Source organism: Pseudoalteromonas sp. ECSMB14103 (assembly GCF_000813065.1).
Lineage (GTDB): Bacteria > Pseudomonadota > Gammaproteobacteria > Enterobacterales > Alteromonadaceae > Pseudoalteromonas > Pseudoalteromonas marina.
In genome coordinates, this window is sequence record NZ_JWGY01000018.1 from 1 (window position 1) to 25,269 (window position 25,269).

Consider the following 25,269-nt stretch of genomic DNA (forward strand, 5'->3'; position numbering starts at 1 on the left):
CTAGGGATGCGTATAATACATCCTTTATTTTTCGAGTCAATACTTTGTTTTAAACTTTCTTACGATAATTTAAAACCGAAGTTTTACTTAACTCTCTGAGCCGCTAACACTTTGCTATGCTTCGGCGTTTCCCGTCTCAGTGGGGTCGCATTATAGGGAGATCCGAAAACAGATCAACCCTTTTTTTAGATCTTTTTACTGTTCGAACAAAATTAGAACAAAACCACAAAAAACCATGTTAAAACACGCTTAAATTGATGTTTTTTTACACTGCTTTTTATAATTTCATATAAATATCATTGCTAAGTTCGTTTAAGACGTTAAGATAGCAAGTTCACAATGTTAAATTAATGTTTATTTCCTGTTTATTGGTAGATCTAAAATGAAATTACCCGATCAAAAATCTTTTATCTTTTCTGTTGTTATTGCTGTAGTTGGTTTTGTTATTGTTAAGTTCGCCCTTGGAAGCTTAGAACTTGACCCTGCAATTGTATTTGCTGTTGGCTTATTAATAGGTGGGCTAGTTATTGCTGCTATGTCTTCTGACGTTTTAGAAGAGGCCGAAGTAAAAACTAAAACACTTTACGTTGGTAACCTTCCTTACCGTGCAAACGAAGGTGTTGTTCGTGCTTTGTTTGAAGAGCAAGGTAAAGTATTCAACGTTCGTCTATTAAAGGATAAAAATACAGGCAAACGTCGTGGCTTTGGTTTTGTTGAAATGGCGCAAGCTGATGCAGACAATGCTATTGCGAACTTGAACGATAGTGAGTTCCAACAACGCACTTTAAAAGTTCGTGAAGCAAAACAAAAACAAGAAGATGATTCTAATACGCTTCGAACTCAGGCGGATCAATCAGTTTAACTAGCTTAACCGCAAGTTTATCGCTGATAACATTAGCCGTTGCATAGTATTGCAACGGCTTTTTTATGCCAGGTATATTTTGTGCTATTAAACCTGACTCAGTTAATAGATAAATAACCCTATTTGCTATTGCTGCACCAGAATCCACCAGCTGAATGCTATTTTTAAAGTACTCACTAATCTGCTTTGTAAGTATTGGAAAGTGAGTACACCCCAATACAAGCACATCTGTTTGCTTTTCAATACTCAAGCCTTCAAGTACAGCATGTAATTTATTTGTATCTAAATAGCCATTAAAGAAAAGTAATTCAGCAAGGTTTACCAACTCAACACTGCTATATAAGTTAACAGTTACATTACTAGCGTGCTGTGCTATTAACTTTTTTGTATATGAGCTCGCTATTGTGGCAGGTGTTGCCAGTAAAGCAATGTGATTTGAACGTGTTAATTCTGCGGCGGGCTTGATTGCTGGTACAACACCAACTATGGGTATATCTGTAATTTTGCGTACAGCACTTAATGCCGATGTGGATGCCGTGTTGCATGCTATTACAATTAAATCGACGTTTAGCTTGTTTGACTTAATGAAATGAATGAGCGAACACAAACGATTAATAATTGTTTGTTGTGTTTGGGCTCCATAAGGTAAGAAAGCATTATCCATAAAATAGCTATATTGAGCATTCGGGATACGTTGCTTTATATGATCAAGTACTGTTGTGCCACCAATCCCTGAATCAAAAACCATTATATGCGCTGACAAACGACCGTTCCTATTATTAGATTAGAACGGCAGTTTGCCATGTGATTTTTGCAAAAGAAAGTAGTTTAATGTTGAGGTTAAACTTCCTCTGCTGTTTGCTTTGTCGCGCTATTTATCTTATTAAGGTTTTCAAACATAGCTTTTGTGTAATCAACCAGTTTATCGATCTCACTTTGATCTTCATTAAGCCACTGCATAATACCTGATAATTGATTTTGAATACCTAGCTCGGTTGCTTTAGAAAATGCCTCTCGGAGGTCATCATTAAAAGGCGCTACTTTATCTGCAATTACTTTTTCTGGAGCCGGTTTATTTTCTTCGTAACCCTTTATTGCAGCAACTGTTTTGGTTTGGCGTAAATCCATTGAAAATGCAACAAGTTGTTCATTGCCTAAACTAAGCTCTTGAGCTTCTTCGAATGCCTGCTCTAAATCGCCGCTAAAAAAGGTCTTACTTACGTTTTGTAGGTTTTCCATTAACTCATTAATTGCTTCTTGCTCTTTATCATTAAGGTCGCCGTTAACTGACATTGAAAATGAAAGCTCTCTCGATTGTGATGATTCACTTACGAATGCCTCCCCTCCCTCACCACGCTGATAACTACTAGCAGACTGAGATTTAAATGCATCGGCAAAACTTATTGTTACTTCATCACCTTCTGCTGTGGTGAAACTGTACTGAGCATTATTACTTAAACTTGCGTATTGTGCTTGGGTTACCCCCACACTAGCTGGCATTGGGTTAAACAAATTATCTTCAAACTTATCAAGGCCATCAAAAATACCTTCTTTTGATTTGTTGATTCCCTCTTGGGTTTCATCGTTCAGAACGCCGGATTCTTTTAACTCATCAACGGCGTCATCAATACCTATTTGAACCCCCTTACGGGCATCACTTAGCATACCTTTTAATTTATCGTCATCGGCACCATCAGCTTTTGCTTTATTAACGGCGCCGGTAACAAAGTCGAGTACATTTTTAACTATTGCTTCAAAATCAAAAAGGGGCTTATCTGCTTTTTTTTCTTGAACTGGCAAACCAAGCTGCTCTGCCATTTTATCACCTAAAACTTTAGCAGCTAATTCTTTACCTCGTTGCTGATAGCTGTCTTGCGGAGACGCGATGGTAGGTTGTTGTACGTCAGCTTTGTTGTTGAATTTGTTTATGTTCTGGCTTGGTATAAAGCCATAATTGCCTATTTTCATGAATCGTCTCCTGAGCATGCGTAGTTTGTTATCGGCCAGGGCATAAAAAACTAAAGTAAACCGTGCAAAAAAACATCATTTATTCTAGCCAAAACTAGACAAATGCGAACCGCTCCCTACAATAGCGCCGATAAACAGATCTTAGATAAGGTAGTAACGCGAATGGCAGTTATTAAAATAGATACCACACAGTACCAAGCGCAGTTAAGTGAAAAAGAACAGCGTATAACTTCACAGTTTCAACGTTTTGGTGTGGAGCAGCTAGAAGTATTTAGCTCGGAGCCAATTAACTACCGCCAACGTGCCGAATTTAGAGTATGGCATGATGGAGACGATCTGTTTCATATAATGTTTGATCAGCAAACTAAAGAAAAAATACGCGTTGATACGTTTGACCCTGCGGCACCGCTTATTGGTGAAATCATGCAGGTGATGATTGAAAACCTTAAACCATGCGAGGTTTTACGCCGAAAGCTATTTCAAATAGATTACCTGTCTACACTCAGTGGTGAAATTTTAGTGAGCTTGCTTTATCACAAGCCGCTTGATGATGAATGGCTACGTGAAATTAAGTCACTAAAGGCAAAACTGAGTGAAAAATATAAAATAGATTTTATTGGCCGAGCACGTAAGCAGAAAGAAGTGCTAGGTGATGACTTTGTAACAGAGCAATTAACTGTAAATGGCCAAGAACTAATTTACCAACAAGTAGAAAATAGCTTTACGCAACCTAATGCAAAAGTAAATATAAGTATGCTTGAGTGGGCACAAGATTTATGTAAACCACTTAAAAATGATTTACTAGAGCTTTACTGCGGTAATGGTAACTTTTCTATTGCGTTAGCGGGGTCTTTTAATAAAGTACTCGCAACTGAAATATCTAAATCGTCTGTTCACTCTGCTCAATATAATATTGCCAAAAACAATGTAGACAACCTAGATATTATTCGTATGTCGAGCGAAGAGTTTACTCAAGCAATGAATGGAGAACGTACTTTTTCTCGTTTAGACGGTATTGACCTTAAAAGCTATGACTGCCAAACCATATTAGTCGACCCGCCACGCGCTGGTATGGATGAGTTAACCTGTGATTTAGTGGCTAATTACGAAAACATAATTTATATATCGTGTAATCCTGACACACTGGAACGCGATTTAGATCATTTAACGCGTTCGCATAACGTTAAGCGCTTTGCGATATTTGATCAGTTCCCTTATACACATCATATAGAGTCAGGTGTTTTCTTACAGCGTAAATAACCAACCAAAATTAAAGTGCCAGTGCTTTTATAAGTGCTGGTATTTGCTCTTCACTAAATACTTGAACTCCATTCTTTATTAATAATGCTGCAGTTAAACCTAGACCTTCGATTTTTATTCCGCGATGCTTTCCATCATATATTGTATTTCGTCCGCAAGAAGGGCTCGATTCTTTAAGTAAAGCAAAACGAACTTTATTTTTTTTACAAAGTTCTAGCGCTATATTAGCCCCAGTTTGAAATTGCTCTGTTACATCTTCTCCTGAATTAGTAATTACTTTCCCCTGTATTATTTCAGCAGGAGCTCTAGGAGTAGATAGCCCACCAGCCACTTCAGGACAAAAGGATATTATTTTCTTATTACTTTGCCATACCCGTAATTGTGGATGCTGTAATGTTTGTCCTTTCCCATCATAACGAACAGGCTGCCCTAGCAAGCAACTCGATACTAATATTTTTTTCATTGCTACATCCTTATAAAGCAAAAAAGCTCCTTAAGGAGCTTTTTTGCTTTTAGCTAAACTTACTTGTTAGCTAAGTAATTAATTAATTTACTGATATCTTCAGGTGCTGTAACACCCGATTCACGGCCTAAGTTTAATTTATACTTACCGTTTACGATAAATGTGGGTACACCACGAAGAGCACCTTTTTCTTTAAAGTATTCTTGATCGCGCTTCATCTTAGAGCTTAATGTACGAACCGAAAAGCTTTTAAATAACTTATCAAACTTATCGCCATCAACACCTTGCGCAACAAACACATCTTTCACGTCAGCTAATTCATTAAATTTAGCACGCTTAGTGTGAATATGATTAAAAATAGCTGCGATAAGCTTCTCTTTTTGAGGGAGTACTTCAGCAGTTGCAAGTGCTTGACTCATCATTTGTTGGTTTTCTGGATTACGAACCCCCACAAAATCAACGTGACTCTTTTTAAACTTAACATTTTTATCTAGTTTAGGCTTAAATTCGCTGATCAGTGACTCGTAGTTATTACACGCCGGGCAGTAAAAAGAGAAAAACTCTTTTACTTCTGGCTTTTTAGTGGCACGTTCAGCAATAACATCGTAATGGACGCCTTCTTGGTAGTCCGCCGCAAAGCTTGTTGCTGCCATTGGTAATACTAATGCAAGTAACCCTGCTTTAAGTAGTTTAATCATTCTTATGCTCCAAAATTTATAATGCTAATAAAAACGCAATTAACTCATCAAGTTCTTGTTGGTTTTTTATGGTGTTAATATTGATTTTGTATTTATCGTTAACAATAAAAGTAGGTACACCAGTTAACGCACCTAACTTTGAATATTTGTTTTGCTTGTCTTGCATTGCTTGCTCTGCGGCAATAATTGGCATGCTTGCAATCGCTTGGTCAAATGTGTCGCTATCAATTCCATTTACTTCCAATAGCTTTTTAAGGTCTTTAACTTCTGTTAAAGGCGCACCTTGAATATGGATACTTCTAAAAATTTGGTCAGCTATATTTTGTGCTTGCCCTTGTTGTTTTGCGATTAAGTAAGCAAAGCTTAAATTACTTTGTGCCTGTGGAGATACACCACCTAAAAAGTTGACGTGACTTTTAACAAAATCAGTGCCTTCAGGCAGTTTTTTTTCAATTGCTTTAGCCACTGGTTCAAATTTAAAACAGTGCGGGCAATAAAATGAAAAGAACTCTGTTACCTGGGGTGTTGTGCTTTTTTCAGTTTTAATAATCGTGTATTGGTTATTTGCCTCAAACTGTGCAGCAAAGGCTGCAAATGGTAAACATAAAAGAAGTAGGCTCAGTTTTAGTTTTTTAAGCATTAGTGTCTCGTTGTACTCGTCATTAAATAATAATTTACGGCAATAACTTTAACGGCGGTTCTTGCAGTGCAGCAAGTTGTTCTTTAAGCGCTAAAATTTGTTGCTCCCAGTATTTGTCATCAGCAAACCATGAAAAGTTCCGCACAAAAGCTGGATCGCTCCACCTTTTTGCCACCCATCCCATGTAGTGAATAATACGCATTGCTCGCAGCGGTTCAATTAATTTGAGTTGAGCGTGGTCAAAATCACAAAATTCTTCATACGCTCCCACCAAAGTGTCTAACTGTAACAGTTGCGTTGGTCTGTCGCCACTGAGCATCATCCATAGATCTTGAATAGCAGGCCCTTGACGACTATCGTCTAAATCCACGAACATTAGCGCATCGCCAGCCCATAATATATTGCCTGCATGGCAATCGCCATGTAAGCGAATACTATTTGTATCTTGATACTGCTTTTGTGTCTGCTCAATTACCAAATCTAAAATAGTATAAAAAGCAGTGCTTAATCCCATTGGCACCAAGTTACTTTTTTGAAGATGAACTTTAGCTGTATGCAAATATTCTTCACAGCTTATTGTTGGTCTGTAAGTAAAGGGTTTGGTTTTAGCTACTTGGTGCATTCGACCAATTAAACGTCCCATAACATCAAGCTGATCTAAATTATCTACTTCAAATAATCGCCCACCCACACTTGGGAATACCACAAACATATAGCCCTGGTGTTCAAACAAGCTTTGTCCATTATGTAAAACAGGGGCTACAACGGGTACTTCAGCGTCAGCAAGCTCAAAAGCAAAATCGTGCTCCTCTTGAATTTGTGCTTTACTCCAACGCTCGGGACGATAAAACTTTACTACGTAACGCAGACCGTCTTCGGCTTTAAATTGATAAACTCTATTTTCATAACTGTTAAGCGCTAGTAACCCAGACTCGGGATAAATACCTATGGTTTCTATCGCATCAAGTATTAAATCTGGGGTTAAATCTATAAAGCTAAATTTGCTCATGCTCTTCTTATAAAAATGAAAAGCGGGTTAAACCCGCTTTTGTTATTGCTATATTTACCGAATTAGAAAGTACGGCTATCGCGCTCTAAAAAAGTTGCTCGATTGCGAAATTGTCTCATCCGGTTCATTAACTGGCGACAATACAAAATTAAACTCTGTTATAGGCGCTTTTAAGTCATAAGGGTCCATAACGAGTGATAATGGCACATTATGCGATTGACCTGCTTGAACAGTAAATACTTGTTTACCTATGTATTTAAAGTTTTCTAGCCCCGCCACTTTAATGTTAAAGGTTTGCTCATATTGCGCCTTATTGATGACCTTTAAGGTATATGTGTTTTCAACCAAACCATTAAAGTCGACACGATATAGCTGATTTCGATCACGAATAATATCAAAGTCCATTGGTTTACGCAGTGCAATATTTGTAACAAGCGCGCCTGTTAGCAACACTAGTATGACCGTATACCCAATAATTTTGGCTCGTAGAGGATTGGTTTTATTTTCTGGCGTCTCAAGATTACGTTCTGTGGTATACGAAATTAACCCTCGCGGGTACTCCATTTTATCCATTACGCCGTCACACGCATCAATACACGCACCACAATTTATACACTCAGCCTGTAAACCGTTTCTTATATCAATGCCTGTTGGGCAGACTTGCACACATAGGTTACAGTCAATACAGTCACCTATTTCTAAATCTGCGTGGGCAACCTTACGTGAGCGAGGGCCCCGGCTTTCACCTCGGCTTTCATCATAGGTTACTGTGTAGGTATCTTTGTCAAACATTGCCGACTGAAAACGTGAGTAGGGACAGATATGCAAACACATAATTTCACGCATCCAGCCTGCGTTGCCATATGTACACACAGCAAATACTAAAATGCTCACTAGTGCATAACCGCCAACATTAAAGGTTATAAAATCAGGGAGTAGCTCTCTTATCGGTGTGAAGTAACCAACAAACGAAATAGAAGTATACAAAGAAAACAACACCCAGCTGGAATGCTTAGCTGTTTTTCGCCAGAACTTGTCAAAGTCCATAGGCCGTTGATCGAGCTTTTTACGTTGATTTGCTGTCCCTTCAAGTTTTTCTTCAAACCAGATAAAAATGAAGGTCCATACCGTTTGAGGACAGGTATATCCGCACCAGACTCGTCCATAAAATGTAGTTACCAAAAACAGCGCAAAAGCCGCCAGCATGAATATAAACGCCAGTATGGTGAAGTCTTGAGGCCATAAAGTTAGACCAAAAATATTGTATTTTTGTGCTATTAAATCAAATAGCACGGCTTGCTGACCGTTAAAGTTTATCCATGGCAAAACCATAAATGCGAGCATGCCTAAAAAACCAATGCGCTGTCTTAGTAATTGGTGAAGACCTTTTACGGCTCTCACATAAATGCGGTTACGGGGGTTAAATCTATCATCTTGACGGCTTAAATCCGGCTTTTGAATTTTTACCTCAACAGGAATGTTTTTTACTTTAATCTGTTTGTCCATCGAAGTTCCTCAACACCGCTTGGAAAATAAAAGCTGAGCACTAATCAAATGCTCTATACTAATAGTGTAGCAAGTAACTTGCTAAGTAAGACTAGTTTAATGAATCATAAATTAAATACTTTCAGATATTTCAGAAATATCTAACTTTTGTTAGTTATTATACCAATATTGGCTAAAATTACTGGTATAGATTGCGACTAATTTATTCATCTCAGTTACTTGCTTTTAAAAGGCAGTTTATTACACTGCTTGATAATTCAACCCTATTTAGATCAAGGTTTACGTATCCATGAAGAAGTTTATTATTTTGATAATTGTGATCCTTGCGTTTTTTACCATTGATCATCCACTTGTAAAAGAACCACGCGAAAAGCTATTAGGCGAAGGTATTGGCTTTTTAAGTGATGCAAGTAAAGTAAATAGAAGCCCTGCTGCTAATTTAGCAAAAAACAGAATTAGTCATGAGCTGACACTCTCAAGCTCAGAAAAAGAATACGTAGAAAAAACATTCACCACTGATGACGCAGTTCAGCTATTTAATTTGCGCTACTGTCGTGAACGCGACTTAAACCTTTACTTCTACGCTGAACGCTTAAATAAAGTGTGTAAAATAGTGTCTGAATCACTCGAGCAAAAACGGGCTAAATAATGGACTTTTCTAATTTAAACAAAAAAACCAGTGATTCGTTTCACAAGCAACGTAATATGCTTAAACAGTTAGCAAAAGGTAAAACGCTAAAATGCGAAAAATGTAATACGGTACTCACACTCGATTTAGCCACCAGCGAAGTGGGAAAAGGCGTAGTGAAGTGCAAGCAAGGCTGCACAGATATTATTTTAGATCTTGGCGCTTGATATTAATTAAAGCGCCATTATTAAAAAGTTTAACGCTAACTACCCGTCCCAGCCATCATCGTTATACAAACCACTATTGAGCGCCACTATTTCTACTAGCTCTGCAAAACCAAGTGCAAAATCCCCCATAAGGTCATATTGTTGCTCACACAACTGCAATGTATTCATTGAATTTTGTGATGCTATTTGAGAGATAAGCTGTGTATCTAATGCAAAAAAGCTGAGGGTTGCTTGTGCGGTTTCTAAGGCCTCTTTGTACTGTGCATCTAACTTCGTTGCTGCTAATAGCTTTTGCGTGTAAGCATTACTTGCTGTTAAAAAGCCTTGGCTCCACTGCGAGCAAAATGCACTGTCGTACTGTGGTGGCAGTTTATACCCTACTTCAAACACCTGTTCACTTATTTGATGGTAAAACGCCATAAATAAAAATAGCGTTTCTTCATCTAATTCGTTTGCTGAATTATTGAGTATCACATCAACCCATTCGTGCACATCAAGAGGGTCGGGTGAACATATAACACCAAATAAATAACCTTTGCTTTGTTCAAAGGTCATGGCTTGAGGTTGGGTATTTAAAAATGTGCTGAGCTGCTTAGCATGCAGCTCAGTGAATTGCGGTAGTTGCATTAAAACTCTTTATATCAAAACATTAAAAATTGAGCGGGTAACGGCCTTGGCTATCTGGTCGGCCTAAAAACTTAACCGCATCGTGAACATCTTTTGGTAAGCTAGCATCTGGTTTTACATACCCTGCTACGCTAAAGTCAAAGTTAGCTTTAAGAGTGGCATCGGCTTCAAGCCCAAGGGTGTTATCAGGGTCGATTAATATTGCCACATCGCCCGACTTACAGCTTAACTTGCCAGCCAGAGGTCCTATATTAAACCAACCATTTAAGCCTTGCACATCGATATTTGGGCTCGCTATTTCACCCTTTAATGACTCACAGTAAGGAGCACCTGAGGTGTATTCATCTAGCTCAAGTATTACACGCCCCTTTGCTGTAACAGGTAATGGTAACTGAACTCGTTGCATAGCTCGCTCTACCGTTGAGCGAACTAAACCATCTGTTACTTTTAAAGTATGATTAAACAATCCATAGCTGACGGTTGCATATCCCGATATATCGGTGCGTTCGCGAGCATTTCCAAACTTTATATTAGTATTTAAATTGCCAGTAAATAATGCCCAACCGGCGATATCCCAGCGCACATTATTTAACTGCTCGCCATCAAAACGAACTTGCATTAATTGGCCTTGCCATACAGTGCCTACAGCCTGCCCTACTTCTAACTGCTTAGGAAAATGAGGTTTTGCTAAATCAAGCGCGATTGCAGCGGGTAATTTAATAATACAAAACACAATAAAACTAATTAAAAAGACAGCCGATAATATAATTATTCTTTTCATTTATTAATTCTCTAATACCAAACGGCTTACTCTTACATAACCCGATTTATCGTCGCGACTTAAATCTAAGTTTTCGATTTTTAAACCATGCTGATTCACTAATTCATCGAGCCATTCTACTAGTTTATTAAACTCTACTGAGTCGAGCGTTAAACGCAGCGAACCATCACTAGGCTGCATTTTACTAATATTGATTTGATAGCGACTGCGAGTAGAGTTAACCACTTGGCTTAGATTTTGACTACTCGCAACACGCGTATTACCCGCTGCTTTTAGCTTTACTATGCTTTCGTCAACCCACACGAGCAAAGCCTGTTGCTTAATTTTCGATTGTTCTGCTTTTGTTATGGCGTTATTTAACGGCCTGAATATCCCCATCACAAGAACAAAAATAACAAATATACCACCAGCAACCATAATAAGTTGCTGCTCTTGTTCTTTTAAAGAACGCCAGTATTTTATCGCTTGTGCTTTCATGCAGCACCTCGCAATTTAATCTCACCTACCACAAAATCACCATCGTTATTTAAAGACCCTTGCTCTACCGTTAAGCCTTGCTTTTCAAGTATGGTTTTTACTTTACCAAAGGTTTGAAAGTCTTTAGCACGCGCGCGAATACGTAACTCGTTTCTTCGTTTGTCGTAACGTAACGTTTCTGGTGTGAACTCATTCACTTGTGAAAATACATCAACCAAATTAGTCGTCAGCTCTAAAAAACCGGATTCATCAGAGCCTTCTATTCTATCTAATGCGCCTTTAATCTGATTTTTTATCAAATTAGGATGCACTTTAGATCCGGGGAATGCTGTCTGGTATCGCTCAACTACTTGGTTTTTTACTATATCGACTTGAGAATTAAGCTGTTGTAACTCAATTGCCTTTATAACTAAAGTAGAGCCCAATGCGACGGCTGTAAAAATTGCCGCGCCTTTCCAGTAACCCCACCAGAGCGCACTCTTCTTTTTAAGCTGGTAAACACCTTGGCGAAGGTTGAATTTAACGTTATTTAATTGCTTTGCAAATAAAGCTAACGGGAGATCGTACTGACTTGTTTGCGCTTGTAAATTCGTCCCCTCAGGGAAGTCCTCGGCTGGGCTAAAGTGTTTAACCTCAGGGTTACCTAACGCAGTCAAATAACCTGACAACCAGCTTAATTCAACCGCACTAATATGCCATGCCCCTTGCTTAAACAGCCACTGCTGATTGAGCTCTATAGCACTAGCCTCTCCCTCACCTACAGAGGGTAACAACAGTGCATCAGGTAATATTTTATAAACAGGCAGCTCATGTTCCACAAACAACGCGAGCCATTGCTCAAACCATTCGCGGTCAGTCATAGCAACCTGAATAGCATGCTGCTCACCAACCATAGTTGCTTCGCCTATAGCTATATACAAATCGTCTACATCGCAGGCTATATCTTCTTCAAGCATGTAAGGGAGTGCTTGCTCTAATTTGCGATTCCACTTTGTGGGTAGTGTTACCGTTTTTAATTGCACTTGATCGCTTGGCAATAAAACAACCACTTCCCTGTTGGCTGCTTTTTCACTTAATTCATTCAAATTGCCTGCGCTTGATAGCTCACCACTGGCTATTATTTCTTGTTCTTGTGGTGAATATACAAGCCAATTTAATCGTTCTTGTTGGGTTTGACCCGTACGGATCAACAATATTTCTGTCACTGTACGCCTCCAAATTTTCGCGCCAGTATCGTTACTTCGCCGTCTTTGGCGTGCAGTAAGGTGGTCATCGAAAAACGCAGATCTACAAAGTTTGCCTGCGTTTGTAATTTAAAATATTCGCTTTTAATACTAAATAAGTCTTTCACTGATTCAGTGTTTGTACCGCCTTGTTGCTGTACCTGTTCAAAAAATTCTTCTAAAGAATCAAAACCTGTTTGTGGTCTTGCGGCAATGACAGCCTCTGCAGCCGACAAACTTAAATTATCCATCAGCGCGCTTAGTAGTAAAGCCTGTTCTGGTGCTATTGTATTAATGTTAATTAAAAGCTGATTGCTCCCCGGAATAACACACACATAAGGCAGTACTTTTTCCATTACTAGCGGGTTAAAGCCTTTTACCAAGCGAAGTTCCGATGGAGATGCAAATAAACTATTAGCAGTCATATACGGAAATTTACGAGATAAGTACTCTCCCTCTTCAGCACCTGAGCGATAGGTTATGCTATTTTCATCCAGCCAGTCGAACACGCTATCAGCCATTGCTTCTTCCGATTCATCCGCTGGTAAATCTTCTATATTTTCAAGTAAGGCAAACAGTGCTTTGTGTGCAGGGTTTGTTTTGTCAGCACTATTTGTATCGGGTTCAATCGCTATGGCGTTTAAATTTAAACATGATTGCAAGTCAGTAATTGAACCACTTAATGTGCCGTTATCAACTGGGTATGCTGCGTTACCTTGTGTTGCCCATACTTGATCAAGCGTTGTTTTATCTGGGTCATCTTTTTTACTTTGAATGAGCCCTTTAATGGCCAACTCTTCTGCACCGTAGGCATACCATTTTGCTTGTTGGTGACCTTGTAAATTAGTACTTTTTTGCACTTGCACCATTAAATTAGCACTCATTTCTACGGCTAAAATAGCAGCTAATGCAACAATAAATAGCACAATAACCAGCGCTGCTCCGCGCGAAGACTGCCTACCCATTACTTCTACTTCCTTGCCCAGGAACTAAAAATACACGACGAATAGGTTCGGCCTCTATTTGTTGTAAAGTAACCGCAACCGCTTTAGGCAATGCTTTTACTTCCCATTGTTCTTGCCACTTATTGTCACTGTCTAAAAATTCAAACTTAAGCTCTTCGACGTTTTCTAATACCTGCTGTACACGTGGCTCCATATTATCAAGCTGATCAACGTACACGCGATACACACGCTCAAGATTATCATCTATGACCCTATATCCAACAGCCTGCAGCTCTGACCTAGGCAATAAATTTATTGGGTTTATCCAACCGTCTCTTACAAATGCAATGCCGTCATATTGGCTTTCAAGCACATAACGCCCTGCTAATAAATAATATTCTTGTACGTCACCAGACTCGTTTCTAACTGCACGTTTAGTCATTTGGCTAAAGTCTTGGTCCATAAGTCTAAACGTTGTTTGTAAGCCATTAAGTTCCGCTATTTTTTCGTCCGATGCGTCTTTTGCTTTAGTTGTGCTGTCTAGTATTTGGTGCGTAGAAATAACAACAAAAGCTAAAATCCCCAAAGCAACCATTACTTCAAGCAATGTAAATCCGCGCTGCTTCACTTACTTTTTACCTTTATTTAAATACGTTGAAAGCTCATAGACTGACTGTTCGTACTTTTCATCGATAAATACATTTATGGTTAATTTAACAAAGCTTTTATCTGCAGTGGGCACAACCTCTTGCTGCCAAAACCATTCAACCCCCCCCATAACCTCACTACCACGTAAGTTATTTTTACCTTGCCATTGCTCGCCTTTTACCCGTTGTTCAATAATGACATTTTCAGCAACCCATGAGGCATATGTTTGTTCTTCAATTGTTGTTAAGTGATGAATATGCTCGCCTGTGGCTTGCATTGCTGCAATACCCGCCATTGCACAAATACTCAAAGCAACAAGTACTTCTAACAAGGTAAAGCCTTTACTTAATGTCATTACTCTGGCTCTCTTCTTAAATTTACTGGTGCTGTAAATTCACCCTCAATAAAGTAAACAGGGTCACTTTGATCTTTTAGCTCAAGAATTAACTGAAATGCGCTTACTTCGCCCGACGATAAAATAAGTACTTGAGGTATTTTAAGCTTTTTAAGTTCGAGTAAGCTATCTTCTTCACCACCACTCATAAGCTCTCGCCAATTAGACTGTTCAAGTAGATTATCTTGAGCCCATGCAAGGTCTTCTAAGTTGAGGGTAAGCTTTAGGCGTGGCTCCAACTCTATGGGTTTAAATAACTCTTCTCTGTCAAAGGTTACCCATTTTTCTCCATCAAATACTAAGTATTCTAGGGTATTTTTTTCAACGAGTAAGCCAAGCTCTACCTGATTTAAAATTGCAAATTCTGACGCCATATTAATGGTGGTATGCAACCTAAGCGCTTGAGCATCTAACTCATCTTCAGCGCCGCCATCTAAGCTGTATACCACCATTTTTGTTGCAAAAGCGATAACCACTAATACAACTAAAATCTCGATTAAGCTAAAGCCCTTTTTCTTGTGCATTGATTGAAGACCTACGTTCATAGTAAGTCTTCAAAAAGTACATTTAGGTTAAGCTCAGTAGACTGACTCATTACTGCTTTTCTTCATCCCAGTTACCAATGTCGTCGTCGGTACCGACTTCACCGTCTGGTCCCATAGAGAAAATATCAAATTTACCAATTTCACCTGGGCTTATTAATAAGTATGTATTGCCCCATGGATCTTCTGGTAATTCGCTGATAAAGCCGCCATCAGGAAAACGCTTTGGAACAGGCTCAATAGACGTTTTAGTCACTAACGCTTCAAGACCTTGCTCTGTGCTTGGGTAACTTTTATTTTTAAGCTTGTATAAGCTCATCGCATCTTCAAGCTGCTGAATATCTAAATGCGCTTTATCAATAGCGGCCTCTTCTTGTTGGCCCATAATATTTGGCGCAACAATAGACATAATCATCCCGATGATAACCAGTACCACCATTACTTCTAGTAAAGAAAAACCTGATTGTTTGTTCACGTAATTACCTCATTATTCTAAAAACACTAAGCAAAAATGGTTTAGGTAAAACCATTAATATATAAAAACTATTTAAATTTAGAGCCCAACTGCTTTGTTCATTGCCATAATAGGCTGCAAAATGGCCATAACAATAAATAAAACGATAACAGCCATAGATGCAATCATTGCAGGCTCTAATAACTTAAGCGATACGTTTACCATGCTTTCAAATTCACGGTCTTGGTTATTCGCTGCACGCTCTAGCATTTGCTCTAGCTCACCTGATTTTTCACCACTGGCGATCATATGTAGCATCATCGGCGGGAATAATTTAGTTTGCTGCAAAGCCGCTCTAAGGCTTGCACCTTCGCTTACTCTGTCAGCTGCGTCGGCTACCGACTTCTTGATTTTTTCGTTTACGAGTACATCGCCAGAAATCCGCATTCCTTCAAGTAGTGGCACAGAGCTTGAAGATAAAATACTTAACGTACGAGCAAAGCGAGCGGTATTAATACCACGAGCCACCTTACCAATACCCGGCATGTGCAGCACACGGTCGTCCCACCAAAAGCGCACTTGTGGTTTTTTTAATGCGTACTTAATGCCAATCGCAATGCCGGTGATGGCTAGTAGGCTAATAAACCAGTAATTTTGTACAAAATGACTCCCAGCCATTACCCACTCGGTGGTCCAAGGTAATACTTGTTTAGTTTTTTCAAAGGTTTTTAGTATTTTAGGAACAACAGTACCTAATAAAACCGACACTATACCAATGGCAAAAATAACTAGAATAGTTGGGTAAACCATAGCCTGTGTTATTTGACTACGCATATGCTGACGCTGCTCGGTGTAATCGGCTAAGCGATTAAGTACTTGGTCAAGATGCCCAGACTTTTCACCCGCAGCCACCATTGAACGATATAAGTCGTCAAACACATGGGGAAACTCACTCATACCATCAGCAAGGGTATAGCCTTCAACAACTTTTGAACGAACCGACATTAACATACGTTTTAAACGTGGTTTTTCACACTGCTCAGCCACCGCCATTACCGCACCTTCAACTGGTAATGCTGACTGAATTAACGTTGCTAACTGGCGTGTGATGAGCGCAAGTTCAGATGTAGAAATACTTGGTTTAAAAAGGCTACCAAATAAAGGTGCTTTCTCCCCCTTTACCTGTTTATCACTCTGAGCCGCAGGCACAACCTCTAAAGGGGTTAAGCTTTTATCGCGCAGAAGCTGACGAACTTGCTTGGCAGTATCGGCCTCTAAAATACCTTTTTTTTCTTTGCCGCGGCCATCTAATGCCCGATATTCAAACGCAGCCATTATTAGCCTTCCTCACGGGTAACACGCAGCACTTCTTCAAGCGTGGTTTTTCCTGCAAGCACACGGCTGCAACCATCTTGGCGAATGCTTGGGCTATGAGTGCGAATGTATTTTTCTACACTTTGCTCGCCTTTACCGTTGTGGATCATTTCTCGTATTGTTTCATCTACAACGAGTAGTTCATGTATACCAGTACGGCCTTTGTAACCATTAAAGTTACATTCTTCACAGCCTATTGCACGGTATATCGTTGGCTTGTTCTCAAATGGTACACCTAAAAGCTGACATTCACGTTCGTCTGCCACATGCCCTTCTTTACAGCTGTTACACAACGTACGCACTAAGCGCTGAGATAAAACACCTAATAGCGATGAAGAAAGCAAAAACGGTTCAACGCCCATGTCTTCCATTCGAGTAATAGCACCAGACGCCGTATTTGTATGCAGTGTAGACATAACTAAGTGACCAGTAAGTGATGCTTGAACCCCTATTTGGGCAGTTTCAAGATCACGTATTTCACCCACCATTACAACATCGGGATCTTGACGTAAAATAGCACGCAACCCTCTTGCAAACGTCATATCTACTTTTGTATTTACTTGCGTTTGACCAATACCTGGGATCTCATATTCAATAGGATCTTCTACAGTCAGAATATTACGATCGCGAGAATTTATTTGGCTCATACCTGCATACAAGGTGGTACTTTTACCAGAACCCGTTGGTCCTGTTACCAAAATAATCCCGTGCGGCTTACTAATTAAGTCAGCAAACAACTCACGGTTTTTTGGAGTCATACCTAAATCTTCTAGGTTTAGGCGAGCATTGTTCTTATCAAGTAAACGTAATACTACTCGCTCACCAAAGCTCGACGGCATGGTTGATACACGCACATCTACTGCACGTCCTGCAATACGCAAGCTAATACGACCATCTTGCGGAATACGCTTTTCAGCTATATCGAGTTTTGCCATTACCTTAATACGCGATACAAGCAATGAGGCAAGTTTACGATTTGGTTTTAGTACTTCTTTTAAAACCCCATCAACCCTGAAACGAATCACAAGCTCTTGCTCGAACGTTTCAATATGAATATCTGACGCCCCCTCTTTAATGGCCTCGCTAAGCATGGCATTAATGAGTTTTATAATGGGCGCATCGTCATCACCAGCTAATAAATCTTCAGTTTGCGGGAGCTCATCAGCTAAAGAAAACAGATCAACTTCGTTGCCAATATCTTCCATCATTTGCTGCGTTTCAGAGCTATCACGTTGGTAAGATGACTCTAGTAACAATTCAAACTTGTCATCATCAAGCTGCTCTAATTTAAAGCCATGACCTGCGATTCGGCGCACTTCAAGTAATACATCTAAATCAAGCTCACCACGAAAGTACACGGTAGTTTGGCCTTGATATTCACTGAGCAAAACACCCGCACGTCGCGCGTACGAAAATGGTAAACGTTTTGCTGGTAAGTCAACGAGTACGTCATCAGCTAAGGGCTCATCTGCACTATGCGTATTAGGATGAACCACGTCTTGGTTTATCTCTTGTATCGCATTAGTCATCTTTACGCTCTTGTGCATTTTGTTTACGTAAATGCTCTTCATAAGTTGGCGGAAGCACTAGCTCATCATTCCACTCTGGTAATACAGGGGTATCGGTCATTGGCATTAAATCAATACCATCTTCTTGCTGCTTAGTTTGCTCACCACGAATAAAGTTATACTTGTTAAAACTTAACTTATTCATGCTCACCCCATCACGGATGATCGTTGGGCGGATAAATACAATTAAGTTACGCTTACGGCGAGTCGTGTTTGTTGACCTAAATAGGTGCCCTAAAACAGGAATATCACCTAATAATGGAACTTTAGAAACACTTTCTTGAACGTCTTCGTCTATTAAGCCACCTAAAACAACCATACCGCCATCATCGGCAATAACCGTTGTTTTAATAGCACGTTTGTTCACTGAAATATCAACCGCAGTTGCACCACTTACACTCGATACCTCTTGCTCAATGGTTAGCTGTACCGCTGAGCCATCGTTAATTTGTGGCGTTACAATAAGTTTAATACCCACTTCTTGACGCTCAACCGTTTGAAATGGATTGCTATTGTTAGTGCCCGTTTGAGATCCGGTAATAATAGGTACTTCTTGACCTACTAAAATAGAGGCTTCTTCGTTATCCATGGTGGTAATTGAAGGCGTTGCCAAAATATTTGAGTTAGTGTCGGTTGCAACAGCCTGAATAATTGCGCCCCAGTCGTTTTTTACAACGCCCAGTGCTAAGCCATTAATACCACTAAGTAATGATGCAAGCGGCCCGTAGTCACCTTCGGTGGTTTCTGTGTAAGGTGTAACATTACCTGATTCTGTACCAATAATATTTTGGGTAACTGTTGTATCTTGCGCTTGCTCTGCTGCAACAGCTAATGAGCCAACAGGTACTGTTGTACCATTATTAAACTGCAGCATGCCACCTTGCTCTGAAATCCACTGCAAGCCCAAATTAACGCCATCACCTTCCATCACTTCAATAATAATTGCTTCAACTAATACTTGTGCGCGACGAATATCTAATCGTTCAATAACTGACTCTAATGAACGCATAGTATCGGGCTGCGCTGTAATTATTAGTGAATTAGACTCTGGGTGTGCCTCAATGCTGGTTTCGTTGTTACTACGCGAACGCGTTTTAGTTGCGCTACCTTGAGCTTCCTCGGTTAACGTTTTACTTACACCCTGAAGAACCTTAACTAAGTCTTCCGATTTGGCATAGTTTAAATAAAACACCTTAGTGTTGCCTTGGCTTTCAAGCTCACCATCAAGGCGCTTAATCAATTCAATTGCACGTGTGCGGGCTTGCCCTTCACCACTCACAATTACGCTATTGGTACGGCCGTCGGCTACGACTTTAGGAATCAAAAATTCTGGTACGCTTCCTTTGCCACTATCTTTATAAATATTTTCTACTACAGAGACAACATCATCAGCGGTTGCGTATTTAAGCTTTACAATATCAACACGCTTATCACCGGCTTGGTCAACTGAGCGAATAATTTCCACTAAGCGGTTTACTGATGCAGCATGGCCTGTCAACATCATTACGTTTGCAGCATTAAAGTTAGCAACATGGCCACCATCTTTTTGATCGCTAAATTGACGAACTAATGGTCCTAGTTCTTGCACGCTTACATTTTTTACGCGCACCACACGGGTGATCATCATATCGCCCGATGCAGAACTGTTTTCAGTAATTAGTGGCACATTCGACTTTTTAGCGTCAGAACTTTTTTCTACCTTAATGATGCCATTATCCATTTCAACAGCTGAATAGCCGTAAACTTCTAATACATTTAAAAAGAATTGATAGTAAAGATCTTCATCCATTAACTCATAGCTACGTACATTCACTTTACCACGCACGTTGGGATCTATAATCACCGTTTTATTAAGGTTTTTACCAACAATATTAATAAACTCGTTGATATCAGTTCCCTTAAAGTTTGCTGCATATTCAACTGCAGAAACAGACAAAGATATACTTGCCGCCAAAAAAAGTGCTGCGTACTTAGCTAACCCTTTTTTAATTTTTGTGAGGTGTAGCACCTGAACCATTATGTTAAAACTCCAAAGCTAAGTTATTGCAGGCTAAATTGCACATCTATTTGCTCACCATCACGCTCAATAGTGATAGTAGCATCGGTGCTATTGCGCAGCTCGTTTATGGCTGACATGGCCTGTTTTAAATCTGTTAGTTGATAGCCGTTAATAGAAACAGCTAAATCGTTATTTTTTAATCCCATTTGCTTAAATAGTGCGGGTTCTTTTCCCGGACTTAAGCGGTAACCAATTAGCTCACCTTCACTCATTGCTTGAGATACACGTATGTAATCAAAAAGCTTACCGGGTTCTTCTAATAATTCTTCACGTGTTTCTATAATGGCTTCTTTTACTTCTGGGTCTGCAGTCGCATTTATTTGTTCTTCACTGCCATCTAATCGTTGCGGCCCCATTTCTTGCTCATCTTTTGCAGCGAGCACCGGCATAGAGACTGTTTTGGTGAAATCGAGCCCATCAAGCATTAGCGTTTCAAACCGAGCATTTACACTTAAAATGACACGGTCAGGAAGTATTTGCGCTACTTTTGCACGGGTCCCAGATACAACTTCATCGACAAGGTAGCTAACCTGCTTGCCCTGCGACTCAATAATTGCAACGCCTGCTTTATCATCATTACTTACAGCTACTATGCCTGTTAAGTTAATACTTAAACGTGTTTCAGGGGCGTCATTAATAATTTGTGATTGTTTTGCAGTATTAGCGCTGTTTGTTACCGTTTTTTTACCAAACAAAAACTGCTCAACAATACGTTGTGCCGAATTATTACTTGTTCCCGATGACTGTGTGGCAAACTGAGTAGGACTAAGTAAAGATACCTGAGGTTGAGGCCATAAAAGCCAAACCAATTTTGATAATAAAAATGCAAGGTAAACAACAACTAATAGCGTGACTAACGCACTTAATTTAGCATGCGGTAATCGAGTTAAAATGTGTTTTAGCTGTTGGATTTGCTGTTCCATAAATAGTGTTCTTTTTTTAATTTACTGCGTAAGCGCGACCCCATAGTACCCTTTCATTTTTCATTCAACAAGCACACTAATATTAAACTTTGTAAACAGAATGAATAACTTCTATTTACTTGAACAAAAAACAAACGCCCACTGTAATACCTTCATCCTAGATAGATTTCGTGGTAAATTTTAGATAATAAGTTACTGCAGGTACAAACACGTTATGAGTAAAAAAAGTAATAGTAATAAAGACTCTGACCTCATAGATAACCTAAAAGTTCGATTAGATAAATGGTTATGGGCAGCACGCTTTTATAAAACACGTGCGATAGCAAGGGAAATGGTACAAGGCGGTAAAGTGCATTATAATGGACAGCGAACAAAGGCGAGTAAAATAGTCGAGGTTGGTGCGGTAGTGAAACTCGCTCAAGGCGTAGATGAAAAAATCGTAACCATAACTAAGGTGCTTGAAAAACGACAAAGCGCCCCCATTGCTCAGACCTTGTACCAAGAATCTGATGCTAGTATCGCCAAACGCGAAGAAAACAGCATCGCACGTAAAAATAATAGCTTTTTTGCTCCTCATCCGGATAAAAAACCCGATAAAAAGCAAAGACGCGAACTTTTAAAAATGAAATCAAGTTAGGTATAGCCGCTCATGCAACAAGATTTACTTCACCGTTATTTATTCAACGAACTAGATGTTCGTGGCGAACTCGTTCAAATTGAGAGTGCCTACAATGAAATGATTGCAAACCATAATTACCCAGCACCTGTAAAAGCATTACTAGGTGAGCTATTGGTCGCTACTTGCTTACTTACAGCTACATTAAAATTTGAAGGTGAAATAGCCGTGCAACTGCAAGGTGACGGACCCGTTAAATATGCAGTAATAAATGGTGATGATAAGCAAAATATGCGTGGTATTGCTCGTCTACAAAATGAAGTGACAGGCAGTACTGTCAAAGAACTAATCGGTAATGGCTATATGGTTATTACTATTACGCCAGATAAAGGTGAGCGCTACCAAGGTATAGTCCCTCTAGAGCATGACACTCTAAGTGAGTGTATTGAAAGTTACTTTGAGCAATCAGAGCAGTTAAAAACTCGTTTATGGTTTGCAACCAATACAACCGAAGGCAGTGCAAAGGCATGTGGTTTATTTTTACAAGTACTGCCTGTTGATAAACAGAAGTCAATTGAAGACTTTACCCACCTAGAAGCACTCAGCAATACAATAAAAGATGAAGAGTTATTAAATCTTGATGCAAGTACAATCTTAACCCGTTTGTATCATGAAGATAATCCACGTGTTTTTGAACCACAAAGCATACGTTTCAAATGTGGCTGTAGTCGCGACAAAACAATCACCGCATTAGTTAATGTAGGACAACAAGAACTACTCGATGATGTAGCAGAAAACGGTAGTGTTAATATCAACTGTCATTACTGCTTAAAAGAATATACGTTTAATGAGCAAGACATTAAGAGTATTTTCAACTAAAAACTCCATCTCAGCTCATCTTCCTATATAAAGCCGCAAAATATGCGGTTTTATATTATAAAAAGATGATACCGGTGTCATAAAAAGTGACATTTAATGACACCGGTATCATTGAAATTATTCATGTTTTTTTGCAAATATATATGTTTTTAAGGGCTTTACAGGCTCGAATATCTGAAAACCTTCTGTTACTATCATTACAGCTGAAGGGCACTATTTACCCAGAGCTATCCCGTTCAAACTCTCATACATAGTTAGGTATAAACATGATTACAAGCGCTACACGTTTTGTCGATTTAACCGCAGCTGAACTTGTCGAGCATGCGATCCGCCGTGGCGAAGGAACTTTAGCCGCAAATGGTGCTTTCGTAGCCATTACAGGAAAACGAACAGGCCGTTCACCTCGAGATCGTTTTATTGTACAAGAAGCTACAACACAAAATGAAATTCAATGGGGCAATGTAAACCGTCCTTTCGATGCTGACAAATTTGATGCTTTATGGGCACGCGTAGAAGCACATGTGCAAAGTAATGACCACTTCACCTCTCACCTAGAAGTTGGCGCTGACCCAGAGCATTATTTACCTGTAGTTGTCACAACAGAAACTGCATGGCATCACATTTTTGCCAAAAACATGTTTATTGAACCTAAAAACTATAACGCTTCAAACTTACCACAATGGCAAGTGATGAACGTACCATCGTTTGTATGTGAACCAGAACGTGATGGCACTAACAGCGATGGCACCGTAATTATTAACTTTGCACAACGTAAAGTATTACTGGCGGGAATGCGCTACGCCGGTGAAATGAAGAAATCGATGTTCTCAGTTCAAAACTTCTTATTACCAGCTAAGGGTGTATTACCAATGCACTGTTCGGCTAACGTTGGTGAAGCTGGCGACACAGCATTATTCTTCGGTTTATCTGGCACTGGTAAAACAACGTTATCAGCTGACCCAACTCGCTTCCTAATCGGCGATGACGAACATGGCTGGGCACCTGGTAGTGTATTTAACATCGAAGGCGGCTGTTACGCAAAATGTATCGACCTTTCACAAAAGAATGAGCCTGTTATTTGGGATGCAATCCGCTTTGGCACTATCTTAGAAAATGTTGTGCTTGATGATAGAGGTGTGCCAGATTTTAACGATACAAGTCTGACCCAAAATAGCAGAGCTGCGTACCCATTAGAACATGTTGAAAAGCGTAAAGTAGAAAACCGCGCAGGTGAGCCTAAAGCTGTTGTATTCTTAACATGTGATGTGAGTGGCGTATTACCTCCTGTATCTGTACTGAGTGAAGAAGCCGCTGCGTACCACTTCCTAAGCGGATATACTGCTAAAGTAGGTTCAACCGAAATTGGTTCAACAAGCGATATAGAATCTACATTCTCAACCTGTTTTGGCGCACCATTCTTCCCACGTCCTGCAGGGGTTTATGCTGAGCTTCTAATGAAACGTGTACGTGAGTTTGGCGCTAAAGTTTACCTAGTGAATACTGGCTGGACTGGCGGTCCTTACGGTATCGGCAAGCGTTTTGATATACCAACTACACGTGCTGTAATAGACGCCATAGTGTCAGGTAAATTAGCCGGTGTTGAGACCCAACATATTGATGCATTGAACTTAAACGTACCAGTTGCAGTTCCAGGTGTTGATAGCAACCTTCTTAACCCTATTAACACATGGGAAGATAAGGCTAAGTATAATGAATATGCAGCGAAATTGGCAGCTGACTTTACAGAAAACTTTGCGAAATACGACGTATCTGACGACATTAAAAATGCAGGCCCTAAAGCTTAAAAATAGCCTTTAGCCTCATAATTAAAACGCCAACCTTGAGTTGGCGTTTTTGATTCTAATTTTTACCCCAGCGACTAAGTTTCTTTAATATATAACCGAATTCATAAGATAGTACACTCCCACACCACAAGCCAAACTGTTAAAGGTCTACAGTCATATAAACTCTTACTCTTTCGAGTCGTGCTTTATTGTATTTAGAGTAGGAGAGCGGCTTTATAGCAGTGGCGCTGTACCCTGCGCTAAAGAGCCAAAGAGCTAATTCTGCGTCATCATCTGGTAATGTATTAGATAACCAAAACACTCTTCACAAAGAGGCGCTTTGCTTAAGAGACGCTACGCTTTAGAGAAGAAAATGTTGAATATTACTTTCCTGCAGATGTAAAAAAAACGACTATTTCTAGTCGGGCTTTCTACAATTTGAAGTCGATGCGCTACGCAGTAGAATGTCATTGTGCCCTCAGCGGTAGAGAGTCACAGTGAAATGTTACCTACCATAGGCCAGTGTATTTAATAGCCAAAACACTCTTCACAAAGAGGCGCTTTGCTCAACAGACGCTACGCTTTAGAGAAGGGAATGCTGAAGATTACTTTTCTGCAGACGCAAAAAAGCCCGACTATTGCTAGTCGGGCTTTCTACAATTTCAAGCCTGGTAATGTCCTACTTTCACATAGCAAATGCTACACTATCATCGGC

27 protein-coding genes are annotated in these 25,269 nt (G+C 39.7%); 7 read left to right on the top strand and 20 right to left on the bottom strand.

Features of this window, described 5'->3' with window-relative positions; all coding sequences use genetic code 11:
• Window positions 1-382 precede the first annotated feature (382 nt).
• Window positions 383-862, top strand: coding sequence for an RNA recognition motif domain-containing protein (locus RF53_RS18740; protein WP_008130837.1), 480 nt, complete (start codon window positions 383-385; stop codon window positions 860-862).
• On the opposite strand, the gene murI is transcribed toward RF53_RS18740, so the two are convergent.
• Together murI and RF53_RS18750 are read right to left on the bottom strand one after the other, a co-directional pair.
• A complete protein-coding gene (gene murI / locus RF53_RS18745) occupies window positions 825-1,625 on the bottom strand; it encodes a glutamate racemase (RefSeq protein WP_039038548.1) in 801 nt (266 codons plus the stop codon). The two genes, RF53_RS18740 and murI, sit on opposite strands and share 38 nt — an antisense overlap.
• 77 nt (window positions 1,626-1,702) lie before the next feature.
• Window positions 1,703-2,830, bottom strand: a complete 1,128-nt coding sequence (locus RF53_RS18750; protein WP_039038549.1) for a DUF5610 domain-containing protein — start codon at window positions 2,828-2,830, stop codon at window positions 1,703-1,705.
• 162 nt (window positions 2,831-2,992) lie between these two features.
• On the opposite strand from RF53_RS18750, the gene trmA reads away from it, so the two are divergent.
• Window positions 2,993-4,090, top strand: coding sequence for a tRNA (uridine(54)-C5)-methyltransferase TrmA (gene trmA / locus RF53_RS18755; protein WP_039038550.1), 1,098 nt, complete (start codon window positions 2,993-2,995; stop codon window positions 4,088-4,090).
• A gap of 10 nt (window positions 4,091-4,100) precedes the next feature.
• On the opposite strand, the gene RF53_RS18760 is transcribed toward trmA, so the two are convergent.
• The 5 genes from RF53_RS18760 to ccoG all read right to left on the bottom strand — a co-directional run bounded on the left by RF53_RS18760 (window position 4,101) and on the right by ccoG (window position 8,406).
• Window positions 4,101-4,553: a DUF523 domain-containing protein gene (locus tag RF53_RS18760; protein ID WP_006794649.1), complete on the bottom strand. Its 453-nt coding sequence runs from the start codon at window positions 4,551-4,553 to the stop codon at window positions 4,101-4,103.
• Window positions 4,554-4,612: 59 nt separating this feature from the next.
• Window positions 4,613-5,251, bottom strand: coding sequence for a thiol:disulfide interchange protein DsbA/DsbL (locus tag RF53_RS18765; RefSeq protein WP_006794648.1), 639 nt, complete (start codon window positions 5,249-5,251; stop codon window positions 4,613-4,615).
• A gap of 16 nt (window positions 5,252-5,267) precedes the next feature.
• Entirely contained in the window at window positions 5,268-5,891 is a 624-nt protein-coding gene (locus tag RF53_RS18770; protein ID WP_039038551.1) for a thiol:disulfide interchange protein DsbA/DsbL, read from the bottom strand.
• Between the two features lie 34 nt (window positions 5,892-5,925).
• The gene (locus tag RF53_RS18775) at window positions 5,926-6,900 is read right to left on the bottom strand and encodes a serine/threonine protein kinase (RefSeq protein ID WP_006794646.1); all 975 of its coding nucleotides are present in this window, start codon (window positions 6,898-6,900) and stop codon (window positions 5,926-5,928) included.
• Window positions 6,901-6,975: 75 nt separating this feature from the next.
• Entirely contained in the window at window positions 6,976-8,406 is a 1,431-nt protein-coding gene (gene ccoG / locus RF53_RS18780) for a cytochrome c oxidase accessory protein CcoG (protein WP_006794645.1), read from the bottom strand.
• 289 nt (window positions 8,407-8,695) lie between these two features.
• Between ccoG and RF53_RS18785 the strand changes: the two genes are divergently transcribed.
• Both RF53_RS18785 and RF53_RS18790 read left to right on the top strand, forming a co-directional pair.
• A complete protein-coding gene (locus RF53_RS18785) occupies window positions 8,696-9,055 on the top strand; it encodes a hypothetical protein (RefSeq protein WP_008129647.1) in 360 nt (119 codons plus the stop codon).
• Window positions 9,055-9,261 (top strand): hypothetical protein, encoded by a 207-nt coding sequence (locus RF53_RS18790; protein WP_039038552.1) that lies wholly within the window; start codon window positions 9,055-9,057, stop codon window positions 9,259-9,261. Before RF53_RS18785 ends, RF53_RS18790 begins: the two co-directional genes overlap by 1 nt.
• Window positions 9,262-9,300: 39 nt before the next feature.
• Here RF53_RS18790 and RF53_RS18795 read toward each other — a convergent pair whose 3' ends face one another.
• The 13 genes from RF53_RS18795 to gspC all read right to left on the bottom strand — a co-directional run bounded on the left by RF53_RS18795 (window position 9,301) and on the right by gspC (window position 21,275).
• Window positions 9,301-9,888 carry a UPF0149 family protein gene (locus RF53_RS18795; protein WP_039038553.1) on the bottom strand — a complete coding sequence of 196 codons (588 nt, stop codon included), beginning with the start codon at window positions 9,886-9,888 and terminating at the stop codon, window positions 9,301-9,303.
• Between the two features lie 22 nt (window positions 9,889-9,910).
• A complete protein-coding gene (locus RF53_RS18800; protein ID WP_010558133.1) occupies window positions 9,911-10,669 on the bottom strand; it encodes a type II secretion system protein N in 759 nt (252 codons plus the stop codon).
• Window positions 10,670-10,672: 3 nt separating this feature from the next.
• Window positions 10,673-11,146 carry a type II secretion system protein GspM gene (gene gspM / locus RF53_RS18805; RefSeq protein WP_039038554.1) on the bottom strand — a complete coding sequence of 158 codons (474 nt, stop codon included), beginning with the start codon at window positions 11,144-11,146 and terminating at the stop codon, window positions 10,673-10,675.
• Window positions 11,143-12,351 carry a type II secretion system protein GspL gene (gene gspL, locus RF53_RS18810; protein ID WP_008129637.1) on the bottom strand — a complete coding sequence of 403 codons (1,209 nt, stop codon included), beginning with the start codon at window positions 12,349-12,351 and terminating at the stop codon, window positions 11,143-11,145. The genes gspM and gspL overlap by 4 nt, the downstream gene beginning before the upstream one ends.
• Window positions 12,348-13,334 carry a type II secretion system minor pseudopilin GspK gene (gspK, locus tag RF53_RS18815; protein ID WP_039038555.1) on the bottom strand — a complete coding sequence of 329 codons (987 nt, stop codon included), beginning with the start codon at window positions 13,332-13,334 and terminating at the stop codon, window positions 12,348-12,350. Before gspK ends, gspL begins: the two co-directional genes overlap by 4 nt.
• Entirely contained in the window at window positions 13,327-13,941 is a 615-nt protein-coding gene (gene gspJ / locus RF53_RS18820) for a type II secretion system minor pseudopilin GspJ (protein ID WP_006794637.1), read from the bottom strand. Before gspJ ends, gspK begins: the two co-directional genes overlap by 8 nt.
• Window positions 13,942-14,316 (bottom strand): type II secretion system minor pseudopilin GspI, encoded by a 375-nt coding sequence (gspI, locus tag RF53_RS18825; RefSeq protein ID WP_006794636.1) that lies wholly within the window; start codon window positions 14,314-14,316, stop codon window positions 13,942-13,944. It lies immediately after the preceding gene.
• The gene (locus RF53_RS18830) at window positions 14,316-14,900 is read right to left on the bottom strand and encodes a prepilin-type N-terminal cleavage/methylation domain-containing protein (RefSeq protein WP_039038556.1); all 585 of its coding nucleotides are present in this window, start codon (window positions 14,898-14,900) and stop codon (window positions 14,316-14,318) included. Before RF53_RS18830 ends, gspI begins: the two co-directional genes overlap by 1 nt.
• A gap of 49 nt (window positions 14,901-14,949) precedes the next feature.
• A complete protein-coding gene (gene gspG, locus RF53_RS18835; protein WP_006794634.1) occupies window positions 14,950-15,372 on the bottom strand; it encodes a type II secretion system major pseudopilin GspG in 423 nt (140 codons plus the stop codon).
• A gap of 78 nt (window positions 15,373-15,450) precedes the next feature.
• Window positions 15,451-16,686: a type II secretion system inner membrane protein GspF gene (gene gspF / locus RF53_RS18840; protein WP_006794633.1), complete on the bottom strand. Its 1,236-nt coding sequence runs from the start codon at window positions 16,684-16,686 to the stop codon at window positions 15,451-15,453.
• 2 nt (window positions 16,687-16,688) lie between these two features.
• Complete coding sequence (gene gspE, locus RF53_RS18845) at window positions 16,689-18,254, bottom strand: type II secretion system ATPase GspE (protein ID WP_039038557.1); 1,566 nt, start codon at window positions 18,252-18,254, stop codon at window positions 16,689-16,691.
• A complete protein-coding gene (gspD, locus tag RF53_RS18850) occupies window positions 18,247-20,310 on the bottom strand; it encodes a type II secretion system secretin GspD (protein WP_006794631.1) in 2,064 nt (687 codons plus the stop codon). Before gspD ends, gspE begins: the two co-directional genes overlap by 8 nt.
• Window positions 20,311-20,333: 23 nt before the next feature.
• Window positions 20,334-21,275: a type II secretion system protein GspC gene (gene gspC, locus RF53_RS18855; protein WP_039038558.1), complete on the bottom strand. Its 942-nt coding sequence runs from the start codon at window positions 21,273-21,275 to the stop codon at window positions 20,334-20,336.
• A gap of 214 nt (window positions 21,276-21,489) precedes the next feature.
• Here gspC and hslR point away from each other — a divergent pair, with 214 nt between their 5' ends.
• From hslR to RF53_RS18870, 3 genes are all read left to right on the top strand, one after another.
• Window positions 21,490-21,912 (top strand): ribosome-associated heat shock protein Hsp15, encoded by a 423-nt coding sequence (gene hslR / locus RF53_RS18860; RefSeq protein WP_039038559.1) that lies wholly within the window; start codon window positions 21,490-21,492, stop codon window positions 21,910-21,912.
• A 12-nt stretch (window positions 21,913-21,924) separates the two neighbouring features.
• Window positions 21,925-22,770 carry an Hsp33 family molecular chaperone HslO gene (gene hslO, locus RF53_RS18865; RefSeq protein WP_039038560.1) on the top strand — a complete coding sequence of 282 codons (846 nt, stop codon included), beginning with the start codon at window positions 21,925-21,927 and terminating at the stop codon, window positions 22,768-22,770.
• Between the two features lie 266 nt (window positions 22,771-23,036).
• Window positions 23,037-24,575 (top strand): phosphoenolpyruvate carboxykinase, encoded by a 1,539-nt coding sequence (locus tag RF53_RS18870; protein WP_006794627.1) that lies wholly within the window; start codon window positions 23,037-23,039, stop codon window positions 24,573-24,575.
• The last annotated feature ends 694 nt before the right edge of the window (window positions 24,576-25,269 follow it).

Bases quoted from the DNA above. Each gene is read 5' to 3' on its own strand.
- RF53_RS18740 (WP_008130837.1), top strand. From the start codon at position 383: ATGAAATTACCCGATCAAAAATCTTTTATCTTTTCTGTTGTTATTGCT.
- RF53_RS18750 (WP_039038549.1), bottom strand. From the start codon at position 2,830: ATGAAAATAGGCAATTATGGCTTTATACCAAGCCAGAACATAAACAAA.
- trmA (WP_039038550.1), top strand. From the start codon at position 2,993: ATGGCAGTTATTAAAATAGATACCACACAGTACCAAGCGCAGTTAAGT.
- RF53_RS18760 (WP_006794649.1), bottom strand. From the start codon at position 4,553: ATGAAAAAAATATTAGTATCGAGTTGCTTGCTAGGGCAGCCTGTTCGT.
- RF53_RS18765 (WP_006794648.1), bottom strand. From the start codon at position 5,251: ATGATTAAACTACTTAAAGCAGGGTTACTTGCATTAGTATTACCAATG.
- RF53_RS18770 (WP_039038551.1), bottom strand. From the start codon at position 5,891: ATGCTTAAAAAACTAAAACTGAGCCTACTTCTTTTATGTTTACCATTT.
- RF53_RS18775 (WP_006794646.1), bottom strand. From the start codon at position 6,900: ATGAGCAAATTTAGCTTTATAGATTTAACCCCAGATTTAATACTTGAT.
- ccoG (WP_006794645.1), bottom strand. From the start codon at position 8,406: ATGGACAAACAGATTAAAGTAAAAAACATTCCTGTTGAGGTAAAAATT.
- RF53_RS18785 (WP_008129647.1), top strand. From the start codon at position 8,696: ATGAAGAAGTTTATTATTTTGATAATTGTGATCCTTGCGTTTTTTACC.
- RF53_RS18790 (WP_039038552.1), top strand. From the start codon at position 9,055: ATGGACTTTTCTAATTTAAACAAAAAAACCAGTGATTCGTTTCACAAG.
- RF53_RS18795 (WP_039038553.1), bottom strand. From the start codon at position 9,888: ATGCAACTACCGCAATTCACTGAGCTGCATGCTAAGCAGCTCAGCACA.
- RF53_RS18800 (WP_010558133.1), bottom strand. From the start codon at position 10,669: ATGAAAAGAATAATTATATTATCGGCTGTCTTTTTAATTAGTTTTATT.
- gspM (WP_039038554.1), bottom strand. From the start codon at position 11,146: ATGAAAGCACAAGCGATAAAATACTGGCGTTCTTTAAAAGAACAAGAG.
- gspK (WP_039038555.1), bottom strand. From the start codon at position 13,334: ATGGGTAGGCAGTCTTCGCGCGGAGCAGCGCTGGTTATTGTGCTATTT.
- gspI (WP_006794636.1), bottom strand. From the start codon at position 14,316: ATGACATTAAGTAAAGGCTTTACCTTGTTAGAAGTACTTGTTGCTTTG.
- RF53_RS18830 (WP_039038556.1), bottom strand. From the start codon at position 14,900: ATGAACGTAGGTCTTCAATCAATGCACAAGAAAAAGGGCTTTAGCTTA.
- gspF (WP_006794633.1), bottom strand. From the start codon at position 16,686: ATGGCTGCGTTTGAATATCGGGCATTAGATGGCCGCGGCAAAGAAAAA.
- gspE (WP_039038557.1), bottom strand. From the start codon at position 18,254: ATGACTAATGCGATACAAGAGATAAACCAAGACGTGGTTCATCCTAAT.
- gspD (WP_006794631.1), bottom strand. From the start codon at position 20,310: ATGGTTCAGGTGCTACACCTCACAAAAATTAAAAAAGGGTTAGCTAAG.
- gspC (WP_039038558.1), bottom strand. From the start codon at position 21,275: ATGGAACAGCAAATCCAACAGCTAAAACACATTTTAACTCGATTACCG.
- hslR (WP_039038559.1), top strand. From the start codon at position 21,490: ATGAGTAAAAAAAGTAATAGTAATAAAGACTCTGACCTCATAGATAAC.
- hslO (WP_039038560.1), top strand. From the start codon at position 21,925: ATGCAACAAGATTTACTTCACCGTTATTTATTCAACGAACTAGATGTT.
- RF53_RS18870 (WP_006794627.1), top strand. From the start codon at position 23,037: ATGATTACAAGCGCTACACGTTTTGTCGATTTAACCGCAGCTGAACTT.